At 59.5% G+C, this 23,735-nt stretch carries 23 protein-coding genes and 4 pseudogenes; 6 read left to right on the top strand and 21 right to left on the bottom strand.

Annotation, left to right across the window (positions count from 1 at the left end):
- Positions 1–464 precede the first annotated feature (464 nt).
- Entirely contained in the window at positions 465–1,244 is a 780-nt protein-coding gene (locus ACTJKM_RS32635; protein WP_058328638.1) for a hypothetical protein, read from the bottom strand.
- A complete protein-coding gene (locus tag ACTJKM_RS32630; RefSeq protein ID WP_058328639.1) occupies positions 1,231–2,538 on the bottom strand; it encodes a hypothetical protein in 1,308 nt (435 codons plus the stop codon). The genes ACTJKM_RS32635 and ACTJKM_RS32630 overlap by 14 nt, the downstream gene beginning before the upstream one ends.
- An 875-nt stretch (positions 2,539–3,413) precedes the next feature.
- Here ACTJKM_RS32630 and ACTJKM_RS32625 point away from each other — a divergent pair.
- Together ACTJKM_RS32625 and ACTJKM_RS32620 are read left to right on the top strand one after the other, a co-directional pair.
- A complete protein-coding gene (locus ACTJKM_RS32625) occupies positions 3,414–3,980 on the top strand; it encodes a c-type cytochrome (RefSeq protein ID WP_082663644.1) in 567 nt (188 codons plus the stop codon).
- Complete coding sequence (locus ACTJKM_RS32620; protein WP_082663645.1) at positions 3,932–4,147, top strand: c-type cytochrome; 216 nt, start codon at positions 3,932–3,934, stop codon at positions 4,145–4,147. Before ACTJKM_RS32625 ends, ACTJKM_RS32620 begins: the two co-directional genes overlap by 49 nt.
- Before the next feature lie 111 nt (positions 4,148–4,258).
- Here the strand turns inward: ACTJKM_RS32620 and ACTJKM_RS32615 are convergent, their stop codons facing one another.
- Positions 4,259–4,495, bottom strand: coding sequence for a hypothetical protein (locus ACTJKM_RS32615; protein WP_058328642.1), 237 nt, complete (start codon positions 4,493–4,495; stop codon positions 4,259–4,261).
- Between the two features lie 48 nt (positions 4,496–4,543).
- Complete coding sequence (locus ACTJKM_RS32610) at positions 4,544–5,827, bottom strand: GGDEF domain-containing protein (protein ID WP_156436958.1); 1,284 nt, start codon at positions 5,825–5,827, stop codon at positions 4,544–4,546.
- A 925-nt stretch (positions 5,828–6,752) separates the two neighbouring features.
- Between ACTJKM_RS32610 and ACTJKM_RS32605 the strand changes: the two genes are divergently transcribed.
- Positions 6,753–7,394, top strand: coding sequence for a peroxiredoxin-like family protein (locus ACTJKM_RS32605; protein ID WP_058328644.1), 642 nt, complete (start codon positions 6,753–6,755; stop codon positions 7,392–7,394).
- A 384-nt stretch (positions 7,395–7,778) separates the two neighbouring features.
- On the opposite strand, the pseudogene ACTJKM_RS32600 reads toward ACTJKM_RS32605, so the two are convergent.
- Together ACTJKM_RS32600 and ACTJKM_RS32595 are read right to left on the bottom strand one after the other, a co-directional pair.
- A pseudogene (locus tag ACTJKM_RS32600) lies at positions 7,779–8,156 on the bottom strand (type II toxin-antitoxin system VapC family toxin).
- Positions 8,153–8,353, bottom strand: coding sequence for a type II toxin-antitoxin system VapB family antitoxin (locus ACTJKM_RS32595; protein ID WP_058328645.1), 201 nt, complete (start codon positions 8,351–8,353; stop codon positions 8,153–8,155). Before ACTJKM_RS32595 ends, ACTJKM_RS32600 begins: the two are co-directional and overlap by 4 nt.
- A gap of 1,085 nt (positions 8,354–9,438) precedes the next feature.
- On the opposite strand from ACTJKM_RS32595, the pseudogene ACTJKM_RS32590 reads away from it, so the two are divergent.
- A pseudogene (locus tag ACTJKM_RS32590) lies at positions 9,439–9,567 on the top strand (IS110 family transposase); the annotation flags it as partial.
- Between the two features lie 523 nt (positions 9,568–10,090).
- On the opposite strand, the gene ACTJKM_RS32585 reads toward ACTJKM_RS32590, so the two are convergent.
- The 6 genes and pseudogenes from ACTJKM_RS32585 to ACTJKM_RS32560 form a co-directional block, all read right to left on the bottom strand.
- Positions 10,091–10,315 carry a hypothetical protein gene (locus ACTJKM_RS32585; protein ID WP_245296200.1) on the bottom strand — a complete coding sequence of 75 codons (225 nt, stop codon included), beginning with the start codon at positions 10,313–10,315 and terminating at the stop codon, positions 10,091–10,093.
- 824 nt (positions 10,316–11,139) lie between these two features.
- The gene (locus ACTJKM_RS32580; RefSeq protein ID WP_058328648.1) at positions 11,140–11,373 is read right to left on the bottom strand and encodes a DUF982 domain-containing protein; all 234 of its coding nucleotides are present in this window, start codon (positions 11,371–11,373) and stop codon (positions 11,140–11,142) included.
- An 82-nt stretch (positions 11,374–11,455) separates the two neighbouring features.
- A complete protein-coding gene (locus ACTJKM_RS32575) occupies positions 11,456–11,635 on the bottom strand; it encodes a hypothetical protein (RefSeq protein WP_058328649.1) in 180 nt (59 codons plus the stop codon).
- Between the two features lie 87 nt (positions 11,636–11,722).
- Positions 11,723–11,806, bottom strand: a complete 84-nt coding sequence (locus tag ACTJKM_RS32570; RefSeq protein WP_440661657.1) for a hypothetical protein — start codon at positions 11,804–11,806, stop codon at positions 11,723–11,725.
- Entirely contained in the window at positions 11,803–11,958 is a 156-nt protein-coding gene (locus ACTJKM_RS32565) for a DUF982 domain-containing protein (protein WP_440661656.1), read from the bottom strand. Before ACTJKM_RS32565 ends, ACTJKM_RS32570 begins: the two co-directional genes overlap by 4 nt.
- Before the next feature lie 242 nt (positions 11,959–12,200).
- Positions 12,201–12,733: pseudogene (locus ACTJKM_RS32560) on the bottom strand (DUF6766 family protein).
- A 515-nt stretch (positions 12,734–13,248) separates the two neighbouring features.
- Between ACTJKM_RS32560 and ACTJKM_RS32555 the strand changes: the two are divergent.
- The gene (locus ACTJKM_RS32555) at positions 13,249–13,611 is read left to right on the top strand and encodes a response regulator (RefSeq protein WP_058328650.1); all 363 of its coding nucleotides are present in this window, start codon (positions 13,249–13,251) and stop codon (positions 13,609–13,611) included.
- A gap of 922 nt (positions 13,612–14,533) precedes the next feature.
- Here ACTJKM_RS32555 and ACTJKM_RS32550 read toward each other — a convergent pair.
- From ACTJKM_RS32550 to ACTJKM_RS32525, 6 genes and pseudogenes are all read right to left on the bottom strand, one after another.
- A complete protein-coding gene (locus ACTJKM_RS32550) occupies positions 14,534–16,246 on the bottom strand; it encodes a flagellin N-terminal helical domain-containing protein (protein ID WP_058328651.1) in 1,713 nt (570 codons plus the stop codon).
- A gap of 188 nt (positions 16,247–16,434) precedes the next feature.
- Entirely contained in the window at positions 16,435–16,725 is a 291-nt protein-coding gene (locus ACTJKM_RS32545) for a hypothetical protein (RefSeq protein ID WP_058328652.1), read from the bottom strand.
- 89 nt (positions 16,726–16,814) lie between these two features.
- Positions 16,815–17,048, bottom strand: coding sequence for a hypothetical protein (locus ACTJKM_RS32540; protein ID WP_058328653.1), 234 nt, complete (start codon positions 17,046–17,048; stop codon positions 16,815–16,817).
- Positions 17,045–17,311 (bottom strand): hypothetical protein, encoded by a 267-nt coding sequence (locus ACTJKM_RS32535; protein WP_245296201.1) that lies wholly within the window; start codon positions 17,309–17,311, stop codon positions 17,045–17,047. The genes ACTJKM_RS32540 and ACTJKM_RS32535 overlap by 4 nt, the downstream gene beginning before the upstream one ends.
- A 956-nt stretch (positions 17,312–18,267) precedes the next feature.
- Positions 18,268–19,275 carry an NAD(P)/FAD-dependent oxidoreductase gene (locus ACTJKM_RS32530; protein WP_197423501.1) on the bottom strand — a complete coding sequence of 336 codons (1,008 nt, stop codon included), beginning with the start codon at positions 19,273–19,275 and terminating at the stop codon, positions 18,268–18,270.
- A 61-nt stretch (positions 19,276–19,336) separates the two neighbouring features.
- A pseudogene (locus ACTJKM_RS32525) lies at positions 19,337–19,636 on the bottom strand (FAD-dependent oxidoreductase); the annotation flags it as partial.
- Between ACTJKM_RS32525 and ACTJKM_RS32520 the strand changes: the two are divergent.
- Positions 19,563–20,330, top strand: coding sequence for a LysR family transcriptional regulator (locus ACTJKM_RS32520; RefSeq protein ID WP_440661650.1), 768 nt, complete (start codon positions 19,563–19,565; stop codon positions 20,328–20,330). The pseudogene ACTJKM_RS32525 and the gene ACTJKM_RS32520 sit on opposite strands and share 74 nt — an antisense overlap.
- 276 nt (positions 20,331–20,606) lie before the next feature.
- On the opposite strand, the gene ACTJKM_RS32515 is transcribed toward ACTJKM_RS32520, so the two are convergent.
- From ACTJKM_RS32515 to ACTJKM_RS32505, 3 genes are all read right to left on the bottom strand, one after another.
- Positions 20,607–21,878, bottom strand: a complete 1,272-nt coding sequence (locus tag ACTJKM_RS32515; protein ID WP_245296202.1) for an FAD-binding oxidoreductase — start codon at positions 21,876–21,878, stop codon at positions 20,607–20,609.
- A 188-nt stretch (positions 21,879–22,066) separates the two neighbouring features.
- The gene (gene gfa / locus ACTJKM_RS32510; protein WP_058328658.1) at positions 22,067–22,642 is read right to left on the bottom strand and encodes an S-(hydroxymethyl)glutathione synthase; all 576 of its coding nucleotides are present in this window, start codon (positions 22,640–22,642) and stop codon (positions 22,067–22,069) included.
- 109 nt (positions 22,643–22,751) lie between these two features.
- A partial coding sequence (locus ACTJKM_RS32505) for a zinc-binding dehydrogenase (RefSeq protein WP_440661649.1) occupies positions 22,752–23,735 on the bottom strand: 984 nt, incomplete at its 5' end.

Below are 23,735 nucleotides of genomic sequence, written 5' to 3'. Positions count from 1 at the left end.
GGAACGATGTGGCGTCTGATCTTGTTTTCTACCGCTTGGACGACGACGTTCGCCTCAAGCACGGCCAGCCTCGAGGTTCCGGCCGCGATGGCTGCGAGTTCCGTGCGAAGCCGGATCACGTCTGTTCGCAAAGCCTCTAGCTGCGCCTCTCGAGTAGGATGGTAGGATCGGACGTCAGCGCTGCCTGATGTCGCACGTTCACTCTCGTCACTTGGCGTGTCGGCTAACTGCGATGCTTGGCCAACACTTTCATCATGTGTCTGATCCGTCATGGCCTGGTCCTCCTCTGGTTCCATTCAACCGAGGAGGATGACCGTTGTTCCACCATCGCGCTCCTGAGCCGCACCAGGCGCGCCGAAACCTGGTGTTTTTGAGAGCCACTTTGGCCTCCAAAGATCGGACGAGAGAACCCGTCGTTGCTGGCGGAGCTTGGACGAACGCCCTCTTGGATCGCTTGCGTCGACCTAGGTCTTTTTCTTGGCGCGAGCCGCGGCCTTTGTCGTGAGCCGAAAATCGGCCATTTCCTGCGCCGTCAAATAATAGAGATGATCCGGAGGGGTTTCCAAAGCGTGGAACCAGAGGCCGGCAGAAATACCCATCGCGTCGAGATGGCGCGCGATCCGGGCAGTCGCAGACTGGGCTGCCGACATGGCTTCCTCTGGCGTCGGCCGATCATTGCTACCGCCGAAGAGCTGATGCACGCCGACGACCGCATCGGATTCCGCAAGGCGCTCGACTCCGCCTGACAGGATAATCGGACATGAGGATGCGCACAGTGCTCTCGATGCCACTTTGGTGTTCAGCCGCTTTTCTCGGATCAGCCGGGAGATCGCCAATGCGTCGTCTACCGAGCCCCCCGGCGAGTTGAGCTCTACGGTTTTGATATATTCGCCGCGTTGTTCGACCTCACGGGCAAATCGCAAGGCTGCTCCTGGGTCGAGCGTTCCTTCAGCAAGCAAGGAGCCCCCTGGGCCCAGATCGAACGTCATGGGCTTGGCTAGATCTTCGATTGGGCTTGCCGGATTTGCCGTAGGCCTGTCCGGATCCGCCTTGGTTCCGGCAGGTGGCAAGAAAGGCAGCGGGTGGGATGGATCGAAGGTTGGCAGCTGTCTCTTCGTTGCGATTTCGCGAACATCGATAAGGAGAAAGATCGCCGTCAACGCCAATAGCAGCAGGAAGGCCCCCCGCATTAAGGCGCCATCGTCCAGGCGGCTCAGCATCCTGATCGGTTCATCGATCCTCATTCGATCGATCCTTCGGACGTGTTCGTGGATCGAGACTGGTGATGTTGTTTGGTTCCTCCGGCCCCTTCTCCGGTTCCGGCTCCGCAACGGCCTGTTCGAGGTTTACCCCGTTCTTCGTTAAGGCATGCCGCACTTCCAAAGCCTGCAAGAGTTCGGCTGCCGTGATGCGCTCCGCAAACGGCATGCTTTCCTCCTGTTTGCGGATTGCGCCATGGACGACGGCCAGAATGAAGACCAAGACGCCGGGGAGGAGATCGATGGAGATGGCGCCGGCCCAGGCGGGAATGAAGTCGGCGGCGTAACGCAACACCGCTTCTGCAGATGACAATGGCACGAACCGGTGTTCCTTAACCGGTGTGCGCGCAAGGATCTCGTCGGCAGCCTCAGAAAGCACTTTCGACTGAGCCGCCACTGAAGCGCGCACGGTTGCCATTACTCTGTCCTGACGGTCGACAAGGTCCGCATCACCTCCGTCAGCAACCGGAGCAATAAAGCCGAGAGAAAGATCGTCGGCCGCGCGACGGATCGAAGGTGCGATGGACGTCTGCCCGAGCGAGGCTATGACGCCTGTGAGCGCTACGACTTCCGAGGAGAATTGATCGGCGCGCGGCTCGATTGCACCGGGCGCCGAGACCAGGGTGCGCATGGCCTCCAGCCGCTTTTGTCCTTGATTGAACAAGGTCGTCACCTGTTCGCGTGAGGCGTTGATCCCGCTTTCGAGATCTATCATCTGTGCTGACATTTGAGACAGCAACTGCACGACGCTTCCTGAACCTGTCGTGCCGGTGAGGGCGCCCGATTGCCGTTCAGATTGAGCAAGCTGAGCAAACCGTTCGGATGCGCGCTGGATGTCGGGCAAAAGGCTTTGGGCGGCCAGCGCGTTCTGGTGGGCCTGGTCAAGGTCTGCCGTATAGTCTTCAACGGTTTCTGCAAGATGCTGCTCGAGCGCGGCAGAACCCGCGAGCGCCGCCGCATTCAGCCAGCTAGACATAGCCACGATCATGGCGGCGCCAAGCGCCATGACGCCGAGCATGGAGGCGCGGCCCGTATGGGTGGTGATATGCGGATAGAAGCGGGCCATATAGGACCAAAAGGCGTAGATTCCGACCGAGACAGAAGCCGAGTAGATGACCGCAGCAAAGAACACCGCAGTCGGCGAGCCATCTAGGATGCTGCGTACACCGAGGTATGTGTAGACGCCTGAGGCAAGGGCAAGAACCGCTACGGCAAACCGCGTCATCGTCTCGACGGCAGCAACCCCGTCGTGCAAACGTTGGGATGCGCCGGTCGCCATGGTCAGCTCTCCGCAAAAGGAATGTATTCCTTAAAAGAGTATGAAGAAACCGGCGGAATAAAGGCCGGATTCTTCGCCGTGACGTCGGGTTTGGAGCCGGGCGTTGGGCACAGCTCCTCTTGTTGATGCTCGGCCGTTCCATTGACTGGACGAACCGAAGCGCGGAGGGCGGGTAGTTGGGGAGCGGGAAAAACGCGCAAGACGTTCACAAATCGCCGGAACAATGCCGAGGAACTATCCAGCTCTCCCGCTGTTGGTGGTGCGAAAGGAGAACGCCGATGATTCCGGATGTTAGAAACTCCACATTCTATGTGTTGACGCAGGACGATCCCTCCGTTCCGACTGACGCGGTTCCGGTTGGCTTCGAAGAGGCCTATGAGGAAGCGCGGAGGCGCACGGAAGGCGGCCTGGCCGTTCATGTCCTTTACACCGAAGACGCAACTCAAATGCAGTTGACGCGGTTTGCTGAGGCCGGGATCAGAACGAGCTTGGCTCCGCAAGGTTAAGACGGAAGGTAGGTCGACGAGGAAGCAGTCTTCGAGAGGAGAGATGGCATGCGGCTGTTTCGCGATAACCGGTTAACAATCATTTGGAGCGACAGTTCTAACGATAGCGGCTGCTGCCGGATGGAACGCATATTCCGAGAAACTGGCGCAGAATTGCGGCCTGTTGAGGAACATTCCCAGTCAAGCCCGATCTAAAAGGACGTTGGCGACAGGAAAAGAATGATGGCTGGCAGCTCCGATGAAAGCGATCCCTCCATGGCGCCTCAACCGCGCACGGGATCGCCTAGCCCCAAACTTACGGAAGTCGAGTATCCGCCGAGAGCCTCGATTGTTTCCTGTGCGATTTTGACCAGCCGATAGGTCTTTGACATCACATGGCAGGATGCAGAACTATTCCGCATCGTAAAGCATGGCGTTCGTTTTACCGGCATGCCGGCCTGGCCGACTCGGGCGCGTGATGACGAGGTCTGGGCCATGGTCGCGTTTTTGCGTAACCTTCCCGCGATGGAACCGGCGGCCTACCGCATGCTCGCGTATGGCGACAATCCTTCGCTCCGGGCACAGGCAGCCGGGTTCGAAGAGGCATTGGCGGAATGCGGCCGCTGCCACGGCGTAGATGGCAAGGGCCGTAGTCCCCTGACGCCGATCCTTGCCGGACAAAGTGAGGTCTACCTCCTGGAGAGCCTGCGCGCCTATCTCGATGGCCGCCGGTCGAGCGGTGTCATGCGGCTTGCTGCGCAGACCGCGGAGCCGGAGTACCTGCCTGTGCTTGCTCGCTATTTCGCGATGCTGCCTCGCAAAGCTGCGACGGGAGTTGAAGGTGACCGAGCTCGTCGCGGCGAACTGGTTGCTCGGACCGGTCGCTCCGGCGACAAGATACCGCGTGTGTGGGTTGCCACGCTAAAGGCAATCGCAACCCGGTCTTTCCGAATTTGACGGGCCAGCCCGCGCCTTACATCGCGATACAATTGCGCCTGTTTCGGGAAAACAAGCGGGGAGGGAGCAGGTTCAGTCACCTGATGAACAGCGCCGCCAAGAACCTCTCTGAGGCAGATATCGACGATGTTGCAGCCTATTTTGCAGATGCACCGGCAGAAAATTGACCATCTTCCGGTCTTGGCGATGACGAAATAGCGGCCGCCGGCATCGCCCTTACCACCGCGACCGCATCGGGGCCACAACAAGCTCGAAGCTTCGCGCTGAATTGTTCCGCGCTACGAACATGGGCCGTGTCGGCCGATGACGAACTCTTTGCGTCGACCGCCAGGAAGCGGCATTTCGAGTTGATGCCGCTCCTCCATCTTCCTTGTCGCAAGCCGTTCTTCATTTGCAACCTGGTCGTCGATCCGCTCGCCGACCCTCATGGTACGCTTGCGCACGGTCACATGCGTCTCGGTTGGCTCAACAGCAAGAAACTTGGCGAGTATATTCGCTACCTGCCTGTAGGACATAACGCTTCCCAAGCTCCCGCGCGAGAACGGGCAAGAGCTTCCAAGCGCTCAAATTGAGTCCGCTTCGGACGGCGCGTAGAGGGCCACTTGGTTGCGTCCTCTTTTCTTTGCCTCATACAGCGCTTCGTCCGCTTGCCGCTGCAACGCCTCTGAAGAACCCGCGTCGCTGCCGTGTTCCAATACGGCCAGTCCAATGCTAACCGTGACACAGGCACCCACGTTCGATCTCGGGTTCGGCAAGGACGCAGCCTCGACGCGCCGTCTTATACGTTCGGCAACCGATACGCCGTCCTCCTCATTGGCGTCCTGCAGGAGGACGAGAAATTCTTCGCCGCCATACCGCGCGACCTGATCGCGTTCGTCCCGCATGCTGCTCTGGATGATGCCGGCGACCTTGACCAGACACCGGTCGCCTTCCGAGTGTCCGAGACTGTCATTGAGCTGCTTGAAGTGGTCGATATCGCACATGAGTATCGCAGCACCCCGAGTTTGCGCGATCCCGTTGCTCCACACACGATTGAGCGTTTCCATCATCCAGCGCCGATTTGCGATGCCGGTGAGCGGGTCAGTTCGTGCAAGCAGTTCAAGGCGTGAGTTGGCGTCCGTCAGATCGGCAAGGCGAGACCGATCGCGCAGTTCGAGGAGGAAAGACTTGTGCGCCAGGATGCCTGCGGTGCGGCGCGCAACGACGGTCGCAACCACCCCGCTTGCGAAAAAAAGAGCACCTGCCAGCGCATTCTCGGCGGCGATATCCGGGTTTTGAATCTGAAAGACCAGATAGAGACCGAGCGCGTAAGCGGCGATTGCCATCGACCACTCGAGCAGCACGGGGAATATGATGATCGCAGTCACGGCCACAAAAAGCATGATCGTCAAGTGTCGTTCATAGTACTCGCCGCCCGAGTTGACGCCGACCAGCGCGACCGAAAGTAGGATGAGGAAGACGCCAAGGTGAAGTGCTATGGCCTCCATCAACAGCCCACGCGGCTTCAGGAAAACGACCGCCGTGACGATTGCTGCAGGTGGTAGGATCGATGCCGGCAGGAGCATCCTCATAACGGCTTCAGACGGGAGCAAGGCTGTGTTGACAACCAGCGTCAGGACATCGAGGACGACCACCCAGACCATCCAGGCGCGAATGATCTTCGACGTCTGTGGCCACGACCGTATCCGGAAGAGGCGAGCAAGTTCCGCATTCAGACGGATGTCGCGCGTTCGTCCGGCAAGCAGGCGGTCGACTTCGTTGACGACCGTTGGCGGCAATCGCTGAGGGCCTGTTTGTGCTGAAACCTCGTTCGCGCGTGAAACGCCTGATACTCGATGCGTATTCATGCTCTGGCAATCTAGGGGCAGACGGGACGATGGCAAGAGTGAGCAGCCGGTCTGCGGAGAGCCTTACCGTTCTGGTTTAACGAGTTGTGTCGATGCGCTCATCCCACGACCTCGTGCCTCAGATCGGGACATGAGGGTCGGCCCGATTGCTATCGGCCTTGCGTTGATAGCGCGCTAGCAATGAACGAGCCACGCGTGCGCCGGTGTTAGGCGTTCACGAAAGTTTCCGGTCTCATGTTTCCTCCAAGCACGGAAACTGCGACTCCATTGACAAGCCAGGCGCTAAACCAGCTCTGCGCCATTCAGGGGGATTATGAGTAATCCCTTGATGCGGTTCTGGAACGCGAACAGTCGTTGTGATCGCTCATTTGCGGGAGGGCAACCTCTTCGAACTGATCGGCCGCAAGTTCGTATCCCTTCAAGGCGAGGGATAAGAGTCGACATCCCCGACTGGGCGGCATGTTGCGGGTGGTTTTCTGCCTTCCGATCGGAACATGCAGGCCGCGCCATCGTCCGACATTGCGAGTGTGGCGATCCGACCCCCGTTGACGACCTTGGTCTCGGGCGTGGCTTGTCTGGAGTTATTCACCACATTTCGTGTCCGGTCACATCGGACCGCCCAAGTTTCAAGACGTTGAACACCGCTCTAGGGCGTGCGTATGTGGAAGATTCAAGTCAGTCTCGCCGTTGTATCGTCCCATGGCACGGATGAGATGACGCGGCGCGCGAGACGGCTAGCGGGCGATCCGCGGATGCTTTCTTCGTGTTATGATGGGCTTGCAGCGCGTAATCACGACCTTCGACAATATGGCAAAGGCCAAACGCTATTTTTGCTCTGGCGCAGGAAGTTTTGCGTCCCCAGTATAGGACGCCGAAGCTGGATGTGCTGCCTTTTCCTGACTGATCCGGGGCGAGGAGGTAGTCCATGTCCACGAGTAGTGTCGACCGCCCGCTGCAGCCGGGCGACCAGGCCCCGAATATAGTGCTCGATGCGATATCGCGCGACGGCCAGATCGCGCTCGATGATTTTCGAGGCCGTAGCCCGTTGTTGATCGGTATGTTTCGCGGCCTACACTGTCCGTTCTGCCGGCGCCATGTCGCGGCGATGGCGCAACTTAAGCCGGCTCTGCGTGAGAGTGGCGTCGAATGCCTAGCGGTCGTCATTACGCCGGTCGAGCGGGCGCGGCTCTATTTCCGTTACCACCCGGCGCCCGATCTTCTCACCGCATCCGACCCGGAGCGGGCCTCGCACCGTGCTTTCGGCTTGCGCGAGGTCGGGATGGGCACGGTCATGGCGATACGGGTCCATCTCCCGGGCGAGTTGCCCGAGCCTATGGATGTCATGGCAATGGACGAGTTTCTCAACAAGAAGGAAGGATATGAGATTACGGAAGCCGATGAGCAGGCGATGGCTTCCAGCCAGGGGCAGCTTGTCGGTCAGTTCCTGATCGACCGAGGGGGCATCGTACGCTGGAGCTTCACTGAAGTTCTGGAGGCTGGCCTCAATACGTTCAGGGCACCGAATCCTGAGGAATTGATGTCGGCAGCTTCCCAAGTTACTCATTAACAGGCACTGAAAACTCGCTCGACGACCACCGTCCTGTGGTGATTCTGTAAATTTAGATGATGCTCAGGCGCGGAGGACTAAAGTCTGCCGTTGGGTTTCGTAGCGATTTCCATTCAACGGCCGCGGCGCGATCAGACGCTGGAGCGAGCAGGCCTCGCGCACGGGCGGGGCGACGTCCCCTCCTTGCCGCAATCACGCCAGTCCGACGGGGGCGGCATATGGCAAGTTTCCACGCCCTTTCCTGATTTTCCTTGGCGAAGTGGGAGGTCAGGATGGGGCGCTTCTTCACCTCCCTCATCGCGCCCAGCGCGTCAAGGACGAGACGGCTCTAGGCGGCGAGAACCAGCCGGATGTTCCTTTTAGGGAGATCCTAACCGAAGTGCATCACGCCGGTTTTTGGGTAGGGGTGTGCAGTGATGCACCCGCCCTTTCGGCCGCTGCCCGCAAACGCTTGTCTCTGGTCCACAAAACCGCGCGCTGATCGAGGAGGACCGAGGCCAGCAAATGGGCATCCGTGTAGCCTATGCCCATGCTAACAATGGCGTGGCGATCAATCATCAACATGACTTCGTCGTGCGTTGCGACGAATGCTTCGCGCTGAGCGGCTAGGAATGCAATCATGCTCCTGCGATCGCTGCCAAGTGCGAGATCTTATATTACGGCGGGATGGCAGAGGAGACGATCGTCGTCAATTATCCTACGCAGCTCTGCATCGGCATGTCGGAAATGTTCAATCCAGATTGAAGTGTCGGCCAGTATCACTTGGCAGCGACGCTCCTGCGGCGCGGAGCCGCTTCCGCATCCGGCATGGTTCTCCCGAGCGCTATGAGGCGTTTTCCCGATTCCACCCGAACAAGCGTCTCCAACGCTTGGCGGACCAGAGCGGCGGTTTCTTTCGTACCGGTCAGGGACTTAGCCCTTTCCACGAGAGCGTCGTCGAGATTGATTGTTGAACGCACTGCTCGATTCCCGATTTTGGTGCTCAAAATAGCACCAGTTGGTGGATATACGCGTGAATTCCATTCTGATACGTCCCCCGTGCGCCTATGCAAATTCGGGAACGTAGGCGTACCACGGTCGCGGTCGGTACATGCGTAGGCGAGTGCGGCTTCGCCAACGGCATGCGACCACATTGATACAAAAATGCTCAGGGTCGAAGGTCGTATCCGATCAACGCGAGGGATCAACACTCACCTTGTGACCGAGAACCCTTGCAAACGGCAAAGCTCCCATCCGCCGAGCGGAGGCTTATGAATGATCTTAACCAATCCCGAAAAAGGCTAGGATTGCGACCACAACAACGATAAGGCCGACGAGATAGATAATCTGGTTCATGTCAACCTCCTTTCATCGAAACCAACCGTTGCCAAGCCGATAGGTTCCTCACCCAGTCAACAAGGTCGAGGGGTGTCAGCGAATCTGAGAGCGAGGACTCGTTCCAAAAGGCGGAAGCCAACTCGAGCGCCGGCCAGCAACGAAGCTGGAGCTTGGCGCGGCCTGCAGCCTCAGAGGGCAATCCGCCTCATTCGCGCCCGACTATCGCGCACGAAGGTCACTTGCGGCGGAAAGCCCCAGGTATAGCCCGAGGCAGAATCCGAGAAGGCCGGCGGTACTCACGATTGCCGTTGCCGTGCCGGGATTGTTTCGTGCGGCCTCTATAGCGCCTTGTCCCTGTTCACGGACCGTTTGGACTGCATTTCTGGCACGTTCGGATGCGTCATCAGCCGCTGAACTGACCCGGTCACGGAAAGCTTGACTCAACTCCTCGATCTGGGAACGCAATTCCGCGATTTGATCTTCTATCGATTGCTGAGTGGTAGTAACCATCGTCCACCTATTGGTTGGGAACGCAAAACGGCTGAAGGGCAGAATTGTTCCTGCACCGGCTCCATCTGGGCTGGAACCGATCATTACTCCGGACTGGTACCGATTATCACGTTGTGGGCAACGGCTCCCGCGCCTCATTTGCGAGCCAGGGCGGAACCCAAACGCGAGCTCGAGGGTGGGAGCAACGCTATTATGTGCCAGATTTGGGAGGATAGGAATCAAAGGCTCCGATCTCAAGGGCTGGGCACTGGCGGTCGCCAGACGTGCCGGTCCCAGAAAGGCGCGCGTCGCGCGGGCCCGCAAGCTGGCGTTGCATCGCATGCTCACGGACCGAACCAACTTCATTGCTTCGCAAGGTAGACCCAGCCCTGGCGGCTTGAGGGAGGAGACGACAAGACAGGCTTTCGGACGGGCACAGCGATCAGCCCTTCGCAGCAAGGTCCCTTCGCCGGGACCATGGATGGGTTAGACCCCTATGCGATCAGCAGCACACGGTGACTGCGCCTTCTAATAGATTGGCCAACCGGTCCTCAGCAAACCCCATCGAGCAGCGACTGAGCGTCGACCGATGCCGGGCCCGATATCGAGCCCCGGGCCGCCGGAGATGGTTTTCGAACCAATTCCGTTCCAGACTTGTCCGGAGTAGATGCCGACAAACCGCCGGCCGAGGGCCGGGTGCCGCCCGTTCCGAGCCGCGATGAGGCCCTGCCGGAAGACACTGAGGACGAGATCCTCGACGACGACCCGGGACGCGAAAAGACCCGCTTTGACGAGGTTCCGAAAAGCAGCCCATAGGCGGTTTGTGGGACCGGATAAGTGCATAGAGCGGTCGGTCATGCTAACCTGCCTTTGCCTTGGCGATCATGCGTTCAAGTGGGGATAGTGGTCGTCGACGCCTTTGCCTTGAGTGGCGGCAGGCCGAACTTTTCGAGATATTTGCGCGAGTGCTTTGCCCAGACCTTCTTGCCCCAGTTCGTCGAGGCGAATTCCCATGGACAGCGGCGCGCAATGCCTTCTTGCGGGCGGCATCCGATTAGGTCGTCGAGAAAGTCGAGAACGGCAACCTTACTCTGTTGGAATTCCTGCTTGTCCATCGGGCAGCGCGATTCTTCCGCTTTGCTCGAGCAGACCATCGTTGAGGCGTCGCAATAGCCGGTGCGGATTAGTGCATCTCCGCCTGTCGGTGACGAGCGAAAGCGTCGCTGTCGGCAGCTTCAACGACATTTGGTCGGTTGCCAGCATCGCCTGTTCGATCAGATCCGCTTGGCGCGGTTTCTCGATCGACTTCCCGACGTGCCTCGAAATCGGCTTCCTTCGCCTGAGCCCGGTCACGTGAACGTCGCACTCGTCGAGCTCGGCGATTGCCTCCATGAGATTCGTTTCGCCCTCGATGGTGTCGGCGACGAGCTCGGCGTCTCATCGGCGCCCTGGTTGCGAAGATCGACGAGGAGGGTCTTTGCCCGCCTCGGTCTGCCGACGCTTGCTGTGTTCGATTGCGGGAGCGGTCACTAGACGGTCCTCTCGGCTGCGATCTTTCGGTGGATCTCCTCGATGTTCGCGAAGCCGATCGCCATGAAGGTGAGGAGGATGATGAAGGTTGCGAACGAGTAAGCTGCGGCGTTGAATTCCTGCAGCGCGTCCGGGTCGATGTTTCGGGCCGGCGGGAGGGCACAGTGTCCGCATTCGCAATAGCGGGCCTTCCGGGTCGCATGCGTGGATCGGGCGGGTCATGCCGTTCCCCTCGCAGGGAGGCGATAGGCAGCAGCACGCAGCTTCCGGCGGTTCTCGGCAGGTTCGGAGCTCTGGGGCCGGTGTCGCCGTCGATGGCTGCGGGTTGTCGAAAGAGGCGAACTGCGTTCAAGAGCAAGGCGCTTGCGCGGCGAGCGCAGGCAGCATGATTAAGTTCCTCACCTCGGGACTATCGCAGGAGGCCGGCTTCTTTCGCGGCAGCTTCGAATGCCGCCCTGGCCTCCGCACTTGGGACTTCTCCATTGGCTGCATCCAGGCAGATCTTTCGAGCTGTTGCGTAACTCTCGCTCTTCGTCTCGGGCCAGGATTTCATCAGGAATGCGACCGCCTCTCGGGCGTTCCTGATGACGTGAAAACGATCGTCAATCTTCAACTCGACGTTTGCATCCCAGATGCTGGCCATGGTGTCCTCCGCGGGTTAGGCTTCCCAGAAACGTATATTAGAGGCAACTGTTCCAAGGGGGGCTGGGTGGGGGGTGGCAGGCTCAAGCGGCCATCTTTGGGATTTCAGCGCCTGGCACCGGCGTGATGTCTGGCGCCTCTTCCGGGACGTCGTCCGGTCCGGGCTCCTCGACGGGGCGATCCGGATTGTCTGGCATAGGATCGGGTGTCTCGCCTGGGGGAACCTCCACGGGCTTTCTCGGCTCTTTGGGGTCGTCGGTCATATCGGTCTCCTTCTCCCGGGCCAAAATCGAGCCGCGTCAGCTTTGTTCCGCGAATGGGGCGGTGCAGCAGCATGAGACAAATCAATTTCAGCGCAGTCTTGTGACCTTGGCCTCGGCAACGGCCGCGACGAACGCTACTCGGGCTTGTTTCCATGGGTAGGTCCCATCTATTGCGTCCCTGCATTTATCGACGGCGTCCAGATAAGGGAGTCGACAGGCCAGCTTTTGCTAAGCAGGACCGTGGCCTTGTTGGGGGTCCATACTATCTGCGCTCCGTCGAGCTCCGGAAGCTCGATGATCACGCACTTGTTCCAACTCTCCATCATAGCCCGCTCCCTGTTTTTGTGTTTGCTCCACAGGCGTCACGCCTTCAGCTTCGGTGGCTTGTTCTTCTCATCCGGGCTCGGATCGTCGCCGCGTGTACAGAGCTAACGAAGGCTCGAGCTCGATAAACCGCCAGGAGGGTCACAAAAACGCACTAATACCGCGCCAGCCGATCAGACGCGTTGATCGGCCATTCAGCCCGCTAGCAGTCACGGATGGGGTCCGTCAGTTTCTAACCTGTCTATGAACCTGTTTTGGAGTGAGGATCGGATACCGGCTTTGACTCGGGGGAGCCTCGGAACCGCAGGAATATCGACAGGACGACGAGAACTGCAGTCGACAGGAATTCCGATTGCCAATTCTGGAAAGACTCAAACCACAACTTGGCACCCACCGAGGGAATAGGAATAAAGTGACCTCGCCATCCCGCCCATCCTTACGGCCAGCGGTGCTGCGGGACCGTCTTGCTCGAGCGCAGGGCCTTGGTCCTTGGACGACGGTTCGTCGGGGTCATTTTCCGCTGAGCCGCGTTGAAAGAGAAAGGCTGTAAGTACCAGATAAGCACTCATCTGCAAGAACTCGGACTCCCAGTTCTCAATAGGGCGGAAAGGAAGTGACCGCTAAGAAGGTACGGTGCTAGCGTTACCGTTTGCCCGCCATGTTCCTCCAGTTCGTCGTTATAGACTTGAAGACCCGTAAAAAGCATGCCTACGAGTGTGCCGAGCGTGGCCAGCAGCAAAACGATCGTCAGGCGTTGTCGCGCAGTACCTTCATTAAGACCTCCACAAAGACACCCTAGGGTCGGGTAGCCATACGCCGGGAATCACACAGCGCCCGTCTTGTTAAGCGTCGCTTCGCCTTCAAGGCTCATCCAATTCGTTTCTGACGGAGGACACCTCAGGCACGGATTGGATTGTTTGCCGTTTTGCGCCCCTTTTGACGTGCAGCAACTTCGCGAGCTCTCGAATCCAAACCTGCTCGCCCGGTTCGCACTCGCCAAGGCGCGGTTCACTAAAAGCCGCGCCGGATTACGAAGAAGCAACAGATCTAGGGCATTTGAATCTGAGCGCGATCTTTGGAGTCCGCTCGCAGCTTTTTTGGTAAGCGAGAAAGTGGTGGCCCCCGGTTGTCGGGCCAACGCGCAAGGGTTTTGGCTCGCGCCTGATTGAACGGGCACTGGTGTCGGAACTTCGAGGTGAGGTCCGTGTTGGATACCCGTCCTCCGGCGTTGAGTGCACCATCATCGCACCAATATCCGCTGGCGAAGAGTTCGTTCCTGGGAGGACAAAGTGGCCAGAGCGGAGTCGAAGCGGATACTGATCATCGAGGATGAAGTTCTCCTTGCGATGAGCCTCGAAGACCTCCTCACAGACATGGGGCATTGTGTGGTGGCGTGTATCGCACGGCTCGAGGATGCGAGCCGCTTCGCCGTTCGAGCGGATATTGATTTTGCGTTTCTCGACATCAACCTCGGGGGAGAAACCTCTTTTCCTGCCGCCCGGATCTTGCGCTGCCGCAAAATACCTTTCGTGTTCGCCACCGGATACGGAATAGAGGGCCTTTCAGATGAGTTCCGCGACACGCCGACTCTGCAAAAACCATATGACCCTCGCGATATAGAGCGGGTGATCGAAGAGGCTTGCGCGGGATGAGCGGTTAACGCGCAGCATGCCTGCGCTTCGAAAACGGTGAAACGGTCTGGCTAATGCCGGCCGCAGACACGGCGGACCAGCGTTGTTCGCCCGGCGCCATCCGCTTGCGGTAGGCGCTGTCAACGGCCCGCGCAAAGGGCGAAGCGAGCCGCGCGACTTCATGCAACACTCAGGCTGAAGGAAGCGGGTTGGATGACGCGCACCCAATCGAGACTGTAGTGCGGCAGGACGACGTCACGAAGCCGTGTCCACATCGGTTTCGACAGGGACAAAAGTGCGCACCGGATATCGGGGGGCCAGACGAATGGCCCCGACGGGGCGTCGGGGCCAACGAGGCTTGCATCATGGGCATTGATGGGCTCCGACGCGGGGAAAAGGGATTACCCCATGAAGCCCGGCTGGATCCTTTTGGGGAGGGTCATCGCGGGTCCTCAAACCACAGTCCCTCAAAAATGGTTCCCATGCGGAAAATGAAACGGCCCCGTCCGGGAAGATCGGGGCCCGGGCACGGAGTAGTGCCAATGGGCTCCATTCTGGGCATAGTGGACGGAGCCTCAGTCTCGATCCGGGGGTGGTGGATCGTAGGCATGCAATGAACGCGCATCGCCTCGAAAGGTTCCGACCATGAAAAGAAATGGCCCCGCCGGGGTGACGAGGCCAGAGGCTACCTTTCGGACTTCACTCCGGGGATTTGGTGAAGCCTGCCATGATCGCGAGCGGGGGTGTCGAGACCACGACACGCCAAAAACGCACATACGGCGGAAAGGTTCCCAGGCAGGAAGCGCCAAAAAGAATGGCCCCGAAAGGCGACGACGGGGCCAAGAGTGTGCGGTGTAACGGGCTCCGGGGGGAAGGGAGCGGAGCCCGGTCGAATAACGCTCGGTTTGGAAAGTCGTTCCGCAGCTTGAGGCTAAACCCGCCCCTATCGAAACAGCGACAGCACGTTGGCGGCGCTTGAGTTGGCTATCTGCAGCGACTGTATCGCCAATTGCTCCTGTGCTTGAGTAGCTTTCAGGCGCGCCGATGCTTCGTTCATGTCAGCGTCGACAAGGCGCCCGATGCCTTTATCGATGCTCTCCATCAGAGCGCTGGTGAAGTCGGATTGCAGGTCGATGCGCATTTGCAGGGAGCCGAGCAGGCTCGCACTCGAAATCGCGCCCTTCAGCATGTATTCGATACCTTCGATGTACTCGTCGACAGTAAAGTCCGTGCCCGTCACATCAACCTCGACCAAGTCGAAGTCGAGCGTCCAGCGCGGCGTCGAGCGTACGTTTTCGACGGTAACTCTTGCAGCGCGATTGCCCGCCTCCGGGTAGATAGCCTGATCGGCTGAGAAGGTGAGTGTGGTACCGGCTGCAGTCACCGCCAAGCCGCTGCCCGCGGAAGCGAATTCTATCACCGTCGCTAGGTCGGCCGCGTTACCGACCGTGCCGTCAGTTGTGCCAAGCGCGGCATCCACCGTTGTGCGGTCTATGGTGTAGGTCTGCAATGCGCCAGGGCCGACTTGGACGTCAAAGTAGATCGCAGCGGTGGGCGAGACCGTAAACGGTTTGGTAAAACCGATACTCGCCTGGGGATACATATTGTCGTGGTTGCTTATTGGTGCGTTCTCCAGACCCAAAGCAAAGCCTGCGGGGTGAACGCCGTTGAAGTCGGACACCACGTTTGAAATATCGATGCTAGACCCTGGTTCCCCGGAGGTCTCAAGCGACCCGATCTCGAATTGACTTGATGTGGATGATCCACTGAACAACGTTTCATATGCGGTTGCGGGAACCGCGTTGTCCTGAAAGACCCGCTGCAGGACAGCACGCATTTGGGACGCAGTATTAATTTTACCATCGGTCGTGCCGAGCGCGATGTCGATAACCGTCTTATCGATCCGCAAGCCGGTGAAACCCACGCCGGCGGAATGTGTGCCCGCATCGACTGTAAGGTCAAACTCGATATAGTCCATCGATCCGAAGGTCGCCGGTCCCGTGAAGGCATGGTTCTCGTGACCCTGATGGGCAACCGAGTTGATCCCCGTCCGCCGGAAGCCGCCAATGTCACCCACGCCGCCAATTTCCTTCTGCAGGATGCCGCCGCCTCCCGCATTGAGCATGCTCGTCAGTTTGAGATTTAGGTCCGTGGTGTTCAATTCGATGGATCCATCCGCTGCCCTGACGAAAGACGAGACCAAGGACGTGGTCAGTTCGGCGGTTTGCATGAGATGGGTCGCGGCGTCCGTACGCAGCCAGTTCACTCCGTTGAAGCTGGACGAGGCAATGACGCTCTCGGCTTGAGCGTTGAGTTGGTCGAGTTCCTTCTGGATCTTAGCTTTGTCAACGCCCGGTTCCGCTGCAGCGACTAGTCTTGCCTTGAACGCAGTCAAGATTTCGACGATGGAGTCGGTTCCCTCATAGGCGACGCCTACCTTTGCGGCTCCCAGGCCGAGTGCATCGGCAACGGCTGAGATAGCCTTGTGATCGGAACGCATTGTCGTGGCAATCGACCAATATGCGGCGTTGTCGGCCGCGGTTTGGATCCGGAGGCCGGAACTCACTTCATCCTGGGTGGAAGCAAGTGTTGCAGCGGTGTTTCTTAAAATTTGGACGGCAGACATCGCTGCCGCGTTCGTATGAATGCTGGACATTATAGAGCCGTCGATTAGGGATTTCCGCCCGTCATGGGCGAGTCGATGCCTTTACTCAACCACAAATTTGGTTAACAGACTACTAATTAGTGTGCTCTAGCGGCGGCGCAGACCAACTATGACGTCAATCAACCGTGGCATATCGCCGATAATAGTTCTTGGGGGTGACCGATCTGCGGGGATGAATTTCACTCCTTCTCATCCAGAATAATCCGCAAAATCCGGATCATATCGGCCGCGTCGAGGAGCGCGGCCATTACTTGGTCGTGCGTCCGCCTTTCGATCCCCACCGAAGCAGTTTGCAGGTCAATCACCGGATCCGCTTCGGTCTTGCTTTCAGGGATGCCAACTTGTTTGCGCATTTCTCGGATCGTGACGACCGCGCGCTCCAGCAGTCGGCGCTTTTCGAAGTGGGTCAGATGTTCGACCTGGTTGGCTGCCCAGACAAGCTCAGAGATGAAGGCGGTGGTGAGGGACATGACGGGCAGCGTACATCGCTGGGGCGAGGCGTCAATATTCGCTAGGCAGCCCCTAGTGCCCCCGTGCCTTCAGAGGCGATCTCTACGTATCAGCCGATCGACCATAGGTAATTTACAATCTCCCGGCGGATTGAGTCTCGGTCGCCGTACTTCTGGCAGATGCGGTTGAGCTCTTCGATCACAACCTCTTGCTCCTCGTCGTCGCAAATGACGTACATATTGTGCCCCACAGCGTTGACGTGGCACCCAGCCTCGATCACGTCTGCCACGAATGCAGGAATTTCTTCTTCGTTCATCAGGTGCAACTGGGCCGCAGTGCTCATGCTGAGGTTCCTTCTGCTTTCGGACCGCTAGTAAGGTTTGGGGCAACGACGGAGAAGTCAGCCAAAATGGCAAGAGAGCAAAGGTGCTCGTCAGCGATCTGGATCAATGCGACGGCGACCTCATCGTCGGACCAGCCCGCCGCCGTACAATAAGCGGCGAACACGCCGAATGCCTGTTTGAGAGCTTCTTGGCATTCATCACTGCTGTGCTCGTATCTAGTTTGGCGGGTGGGAGGGGTAATTTTCGGTAAGTCTACCTGCATCGTAGTTTCCCCGAGCGGCCTCATTGTTCTTTTTGAGCCCCAGCCGAGCTATGTGACCGTGGCGCTGAGGCGGTAACGCCTTGGTTGAAAACAGAATATGCAGCGATCGGTTTCTGTCGCAATTGGCCTCAGACCATTGGCGGGCCACCTAGGACTTGAGCCCTACAGCGAATGGGTACTCCCCCCAGCAGCTTCCTACCTCAACTTAGCTATTTGTAATTCAAAAGGCATTACCTACCGCGCCGGGCCGATCACGGGGTCGAAAATGAAGAGGTTCTCTTAGGCTCCGAGACTGATCCAGTCGCAGGCTGACCCCAGAGCGCTACGTCGCTTGGGGCTGGGGCGCGCTCTGGGGTCATTAGCGCCAAAGGTGCGGTTGACGCTCAACTAGGAATGGCAGCGCCAATCGGATTCGGCAACGTAGATAGGACCTTTGCCGGAGCGCATCAGACCTAGGTCGGGTACTTCTCGGTCTTCATGCAGCCGTTGGCACGTGCGATCTGGGGGAGAAGGCCCGGCATGCACTAGTCGCCGACCCGATCGAAGAGGGCATTTGTGTCGTATTACTTCTTGAGGTCGCATTCGCACGGCACGCGGATCTTGAGTACAAATTCCGATAGCCATCAAGCGTCTTCGCGATGGGAATAACTACACTCGAGACGGCCCTTTGCCGCTCGCAAAGCCCCAACCGCCCCAGTCGCATCCTGGATGCTCGCAGAGATGGACCCACGGGCCCGGATGATGAGCGCTTTCGCAAAGGCAATCTTTTCAAAGCCGCACCGCTTTAGAGAGCGGTACGCTGGTCGCTCGTCTAGATGTTGGCTCGATCGGACAGCACGCCCGACCGGCAATGTGGCGGCACCTGGCAGAAAGGTGCCGCCGCTTATACCGCCACGATGACAGGACGAGCGCGGGGTAAACGCTGAGTACACGCGCGGTGAAGGCGCTGAACTCCTTCATGCAATTAGCCTGAAACTTCTCTGTCGATGACCTCTCTCTTTTTGGCTCGACCCAGGTGTTGATTTACCCATATGCGAGGTGCACGAAACGCCATTGATGGAGCTGGTATGCCGGCTTCTCAGAAAAGCGAATGCGGTGGTTTGACATCGCGCTCGGCATAACGCGACAGGCGCAGGTCGTGCAGGTTCATCCCCGGTTTGCCAGTGGCAAGCGAGTTCGCCAAGGTCTTCCCGACGATCGGACCCAGCGCAAAACCGTGACCGCAACCCGGTTGCGATCATCAGACCGTTCGGCGTCGTTGGGGCGTCTAGCACCGGGATACCGTCCGGCAGGACATCTATGCCGCCAGCCCACCGCTCCACGATCTGTACGTTCGCCTGAGAGGGCAGGGCCTTCATCAGACGGGCAAGACAAACGCGGATGTCGGCATCGTTGGCCGGAAGCAGTGCGTCACGAACACCGATAAGATTGCCATTCCTTCGCGTTTCCGACGTCGGCAAGCGTTGCCTGATATCGTCGATGAATGCTCCGTTCAGCTTGAAATTGAACGACCGGTAGTGCTGCAGCAGCGGACCTATGTACCACTCGAGCGCACGCAGGTGGCCTGCGGTGACATCGACGTCCACGCGGGCGTCGTTGGCCAGGTTGAAGCTTCCGTCGCTGCGCTGGCGCCAGCCGATGCCCCCGCCGATACAGGCGACAGCGCTGACCGCCGGCCCCGAAGAGGTCCGAGCAACTGTCCCGCGCACCTGATGCTGCGGCAGAGCGATGCCGAGCGAACGCAACACGCGCCAGCTCGCGGCACCTGCGGTGCACATGATGTAATCGCTTCGGATTTCCCCCTGCTCGGTTCGCGCCGCGGCGATCTTGCCACCGGCCACCTCTATACCGGTCAGGCCGCACCCTTCGATAAACCGTGCCCCGAGCTCGGCAGCTCTGCGGGCAAAGGCCGGCGCGGCCAAACGAGGCTCGGCCTGGCCGTCGCTTGGTGACTTGTTTTGCATTGAAGCCGGGCAACAGGGCGCGCACCTCATCGGGCGACAGAAGACGCGTATCCACGCCGTACTGTCTGGACGTTTTTAGGCAGGCTTCGTAGTGCGCCATTTGCCTGGCATCGTTCCCGACGTAGAGACAGCCTCCCTGCCTCCAACCCAGATCCGTCTGAAGTTCTTCTTCCAGGCCCAGCCACAAGCGGTTGCTGGCGATCGCAAGCGGCATCTCCCATGGATCGCGCCCCTGCTGGCGCACGAAACCCCAGGCGCGGGTCGATTGCTGCCCGGCGATGCGCGACTTGTCGAGAACGACGGCCTTGATACCCTGCCGCGAGATAATAGGCAGCGGCGCAACCCATGATTCCCGCGCCAACGATCACGACAGGCGATTTCCCCCTCTTGGCGGCTTGCAGGCATTCCTGGCGGTGGCGCGAACTTCATCCTTCTGTCAGGCCTCCGAGATCCTTCACATCAGCCAGAGTTCGATCAGCCGGCAGATCCTGCAATTGGAAAATCACTTTCGCAGCACGCTTTTCCTGCGCAGCACACGGCGTGTTGTCTTGACGGATGCCGGGCAACGGCTGCTGCCTTATATCGAGCAACTGGTCGCCTTGTTGATCGAGGCGGATCAGGCCGTAACGCAGCCGCCGCAGACCGTCACACTGCGCGTCCATCCGTCGCCCGCCATCCGTTGGCTGATGCCGCGCCTTCCGGAGTTCTATCGTGAGCATGCGCATGTGCGCGTTGATATCGATACGGCCTGGGCTCGAAGGCCCGACTTCGAAATGGAGGGGATCCACGGGATGATAGAATATGGCGTAGGCCCCTGGCCCGGCCTTACGGAGGACCGTTTGTGGGAAGAGCAGTTGACGCCGGTTTGCCGGCCCGGGCTGGTCGACGACTTCAAAGACAGGAAGAGTTTCGAAGGCCTTGTGCTTCTGCACATGGACCGTAACTACGAGACCTGGGAGCGCTGGGCCGCGCAAACGCAGATGTCCCTCTTGGGTGCGCGACATCTGGTATTTGACACGCTGGATCTTGCCGTTACGGCCGCTCAGCAAGGCTAGGGGCTTGCACTCGCCGACCTCGCGCTTGTCGGTGCCGCTGTCGACGATGGATTGCTGGTGCAGGCCCATCCGGCGCAGCTTGCCGTCGGCATGGGCTACAGTCTCATTGCGCCCAAAACCTCAACCCGGCTGGACGGGTTTGCTCGGCTGCGCAAGTGGCTCAGGCAGCAAGCGGAAGCGACGCGCCACGAGCTGTCGACAAGAGTGAGCCCTTGATGGCAATCGGGCCATTTAGATTGGTTCGGTGGCGCCCGTCCCGGCGCACCTAGCCAAACCTTAGCCTGCGCCAAGCACCTTTCCGGGATTAAGAAGCGCTGCTGCGTCAAGCGCATCCTTGACCCGATGCATCAGAGCCATCTTCACCGGGTTGGACATGGCCGACAGCGAGCCCACTCTTTTGAGACCGATCCCATGCTCGGCGGAGAACGATCCTCCGATCGAAAAAATGTCCCGGTAGAGAACCTCTTCGACAGCTCTTGCCTTGTCACCTGACACTTCGCTAGCCGCCGCGTTGAGGACGATGTGGAGGTTGCCGTCGGCAAGATGGCCAAAGACATACGGATCAAACGAGGCATCAATCGCCTTAAGGCCGGCAACACTGTGATCTAGGTAGGTTTCGACTTCCGAAAGGGGAACTGAGACGTCGTAGGATGGCGCGCCCGGGTGCTTCCGGTAGATAAGGTCTGTGTCTTCGCGCAACCTCCACAAATCGGCCTCCTGCGCGACAGAGGAGGCAATCACGGCCGACGCGTCGGGGTGTTCCTCGATAACGCCTTCGTAGATACGCCCGAGTTCCGAGAGCAGTTCGTCCTCTTCGGCGCCGCTTAGCGAGACCAGGAGATTGACGGGGTGGCCGGCATCGTAGTCCGTGGCGGACCAGCGATGATGGCCTGATGTCAGGCGGAAATAGGCGTTCCAGATTGCTTCCGCGGCGCGGAGATGACCGTACCGCGCGTTTAACCCCCAGCGGACCGTGCCAAGCGCTGCATCCACTGACGGCAGGCCGAAGAGGACCGTGGCGGTCGCCAGAGGCAGGGGTTCAAGCTTCACGGCAATGCGCGTGATGACGCCGAGCGTGCCTTCGGCTCCGACAAAGAGATGTTTCAGATCATAGCCAGCGGCGTTTTTCACCACCCGTGTCAGGTCAGAGTAGACCGAGCCATCTGCGAGCACCACCTCCAGTCCGAGAATGCGGTGCCGCATGACCCCGAACCGAAAGGCTGCAATGCCCCCGGCATTCGTCGACGCCATGCCTCCGAGGGTTGCCGACCCGCGCGACGGCAAATCAATCCCTGTTTCAAGTCGATGTTCGGCAGCCGCCCCTTGCAGCGCCTGCAATGTCACGCCGGCCTCTACTACGGCAACGCGCTCGACTGGTGAAATATGTAGAATTCGATCGAGACGTGCGGTCGAAAGCACCAGTTCGCCCGGCCTGGATATGGCGCCGCCGACGAGCCCGGTTCGCCCGCCGTGGGTGACGAGCGGAACCCCGTTGGCGCGGCAACATTTGACGACCGCCGCAACCTCGTCGGTTGTACTGGGGAACACGACGGCGCGTGCCCCCAGATTTTCTGGCGCGACTCCGTGGTCGATCGTCGAGATGGCGTCTCCGTCCTTGAAGTTTCCGTCACCGACAATTTTGCGAATTTTGGCCTTGAACTCGGGCTTTAGGCAATCCATACGATGCGACCTGCTAATGGATGTCGGAAGATGTTGAGATGCTTGCGGCAGAGCGTTCAGGTTGACTTGAGCGCACCACTCTTCTTCGCGGTCCAGGTGGCGATGACATCCATCAGAACGGGATTGAGGCAGTCGTAAGGCTCGATGTCCAGTTCGCGTAACCGGGCGCGCATGCCGTCCATTCCAGCAGGGTCATAGCCACTCTCGATGATGGAAGAGACGAAGGCGGCAAAGCCCGGCTTTGCCCAGCCCGTTTCCTGGAAGCGTTCAGGATGAACGAAGGAAAGCCCCGTGAAGGCGTGGTCGCGCTCGACAGGGCCGTACATGTGCACGCCGCAGTCCTTGCAGGCGTGGCGCAGAATAAGCGCGGCGGGGTCCACGACGGCGAGCTTGTCGCCATTTTCGAGCACCTCGACGTTGGCGGTCGGTGCCACGGCGACGACTGAGAAGACAGCTCCGTCGGGCTTCCAGCATTTGGTGCAGCCGCAGGCGTGGTTGTGAGCGATGTCACCCTTGACACGGACCTTCACCGGATTGTTCGTGCAGTTGCAGACGAGCGTACCGCCTGAAAAGGCCGCGTCCGTCGCCTTGAACCCGCTGTCGACCGATGGATGTATTGCAATGCTCGGCATAGGCTTCTCCTCCTTCATAGCCGGTGCGAGATGCCCGGCCGATCTCAAACACCGTCAATCTCGCGTGCGATCAATGCATTGCCGTCTGAAAGCGATATTGAACTCGCGCTCAGTATACCACCACGCTGCGGATGCTTTCGCCGGAATGCATCAGCTCGAAGCCCTTGTTGATGTCTTCGAGCGGCATCGTGTGGGTGATCATCGGGTCGATCTCGATCTTGCCTTCCATGTACCAGTCGACAATCTTCGGCACGTCGGTGCGGCCGCGCGCGCCGCCGAAGGCGGTGCCCATCCAGCTGCGGCCGGTGACGAGCTGGAACGGCCGGGTGGAGATCTCCTGGCCGGCGCCGGCGACGCCGATGACGACCGACTTGCCCCAGCCGCGATGCGAGGCCTCGAGCGCCTGGCGCATCACCTTGGTGTTGCCGGTGCAGTCGAAGGTGTAGTCGGCGCCGCCGATCTGGTCGGCACCACGCTTGGTCATGTTGACGAGGTAGGGAACGATGTCGTCGCCGACCTCCTTCGGATTGACGAAGTGGGTCATGCCGAAGCGTTCGCCCCAGGCCTTCTTGTCGTTGTTGAGGTCGACGCCGATGATCATGTCGGCGCCGGCAAGACGCAGGCCCTGGATGACGTTGAGGCCGATGCCGCCGAGACCGAAGACGATCGCGGTCGCGCCCATCTCGACCTTGGCCGTGTTGATGACCGCACCGATGCCGGTGGTGACGCCGCAGCCGATGTAGCAGATCTTGTCGAACGGCGCGTCCGGGTTGACCTTGGCAACGGCGATCTCCGGCAGCACCGTGTAGTTGGCGAAGGTCGAGCAGCCCATGTAGTGATGGATCTTGTCCTTGCCGATCGAGAAGCGCGAGGTGCCGTCGGGCATCAGGCCCTGGCCCTGGGTCGAGCGGATCGCGGTGCAGAGATTGGTCTTGCGCGACAGGCACGACGGGCAGGAGCGGCACTCGGGCGTGTAGAGCGGAATGACGTGATCGCCCTTCTTCACCGAGGTGACGCCCGGGCCGACGTCGACGACGATGCCGGCGCCCTCATGGCCGAGGATGGCCGGGAACAGGCCTTCCGGATCGGCGCC

The organism is Ensifer sp. 22460 (genome assembly GCF_052044935.1).
Classification (GTDB): domain Bacteria; phylum Pseudomonadota; class Alphaproteobacteria; order Rhizobiales; family Rhizobiaceae; genus Ensifer.
Note: the sequence above shows the minus strand (reverse complement) of the source record. Positions and strands in the feature narration are given on the sequence as shown.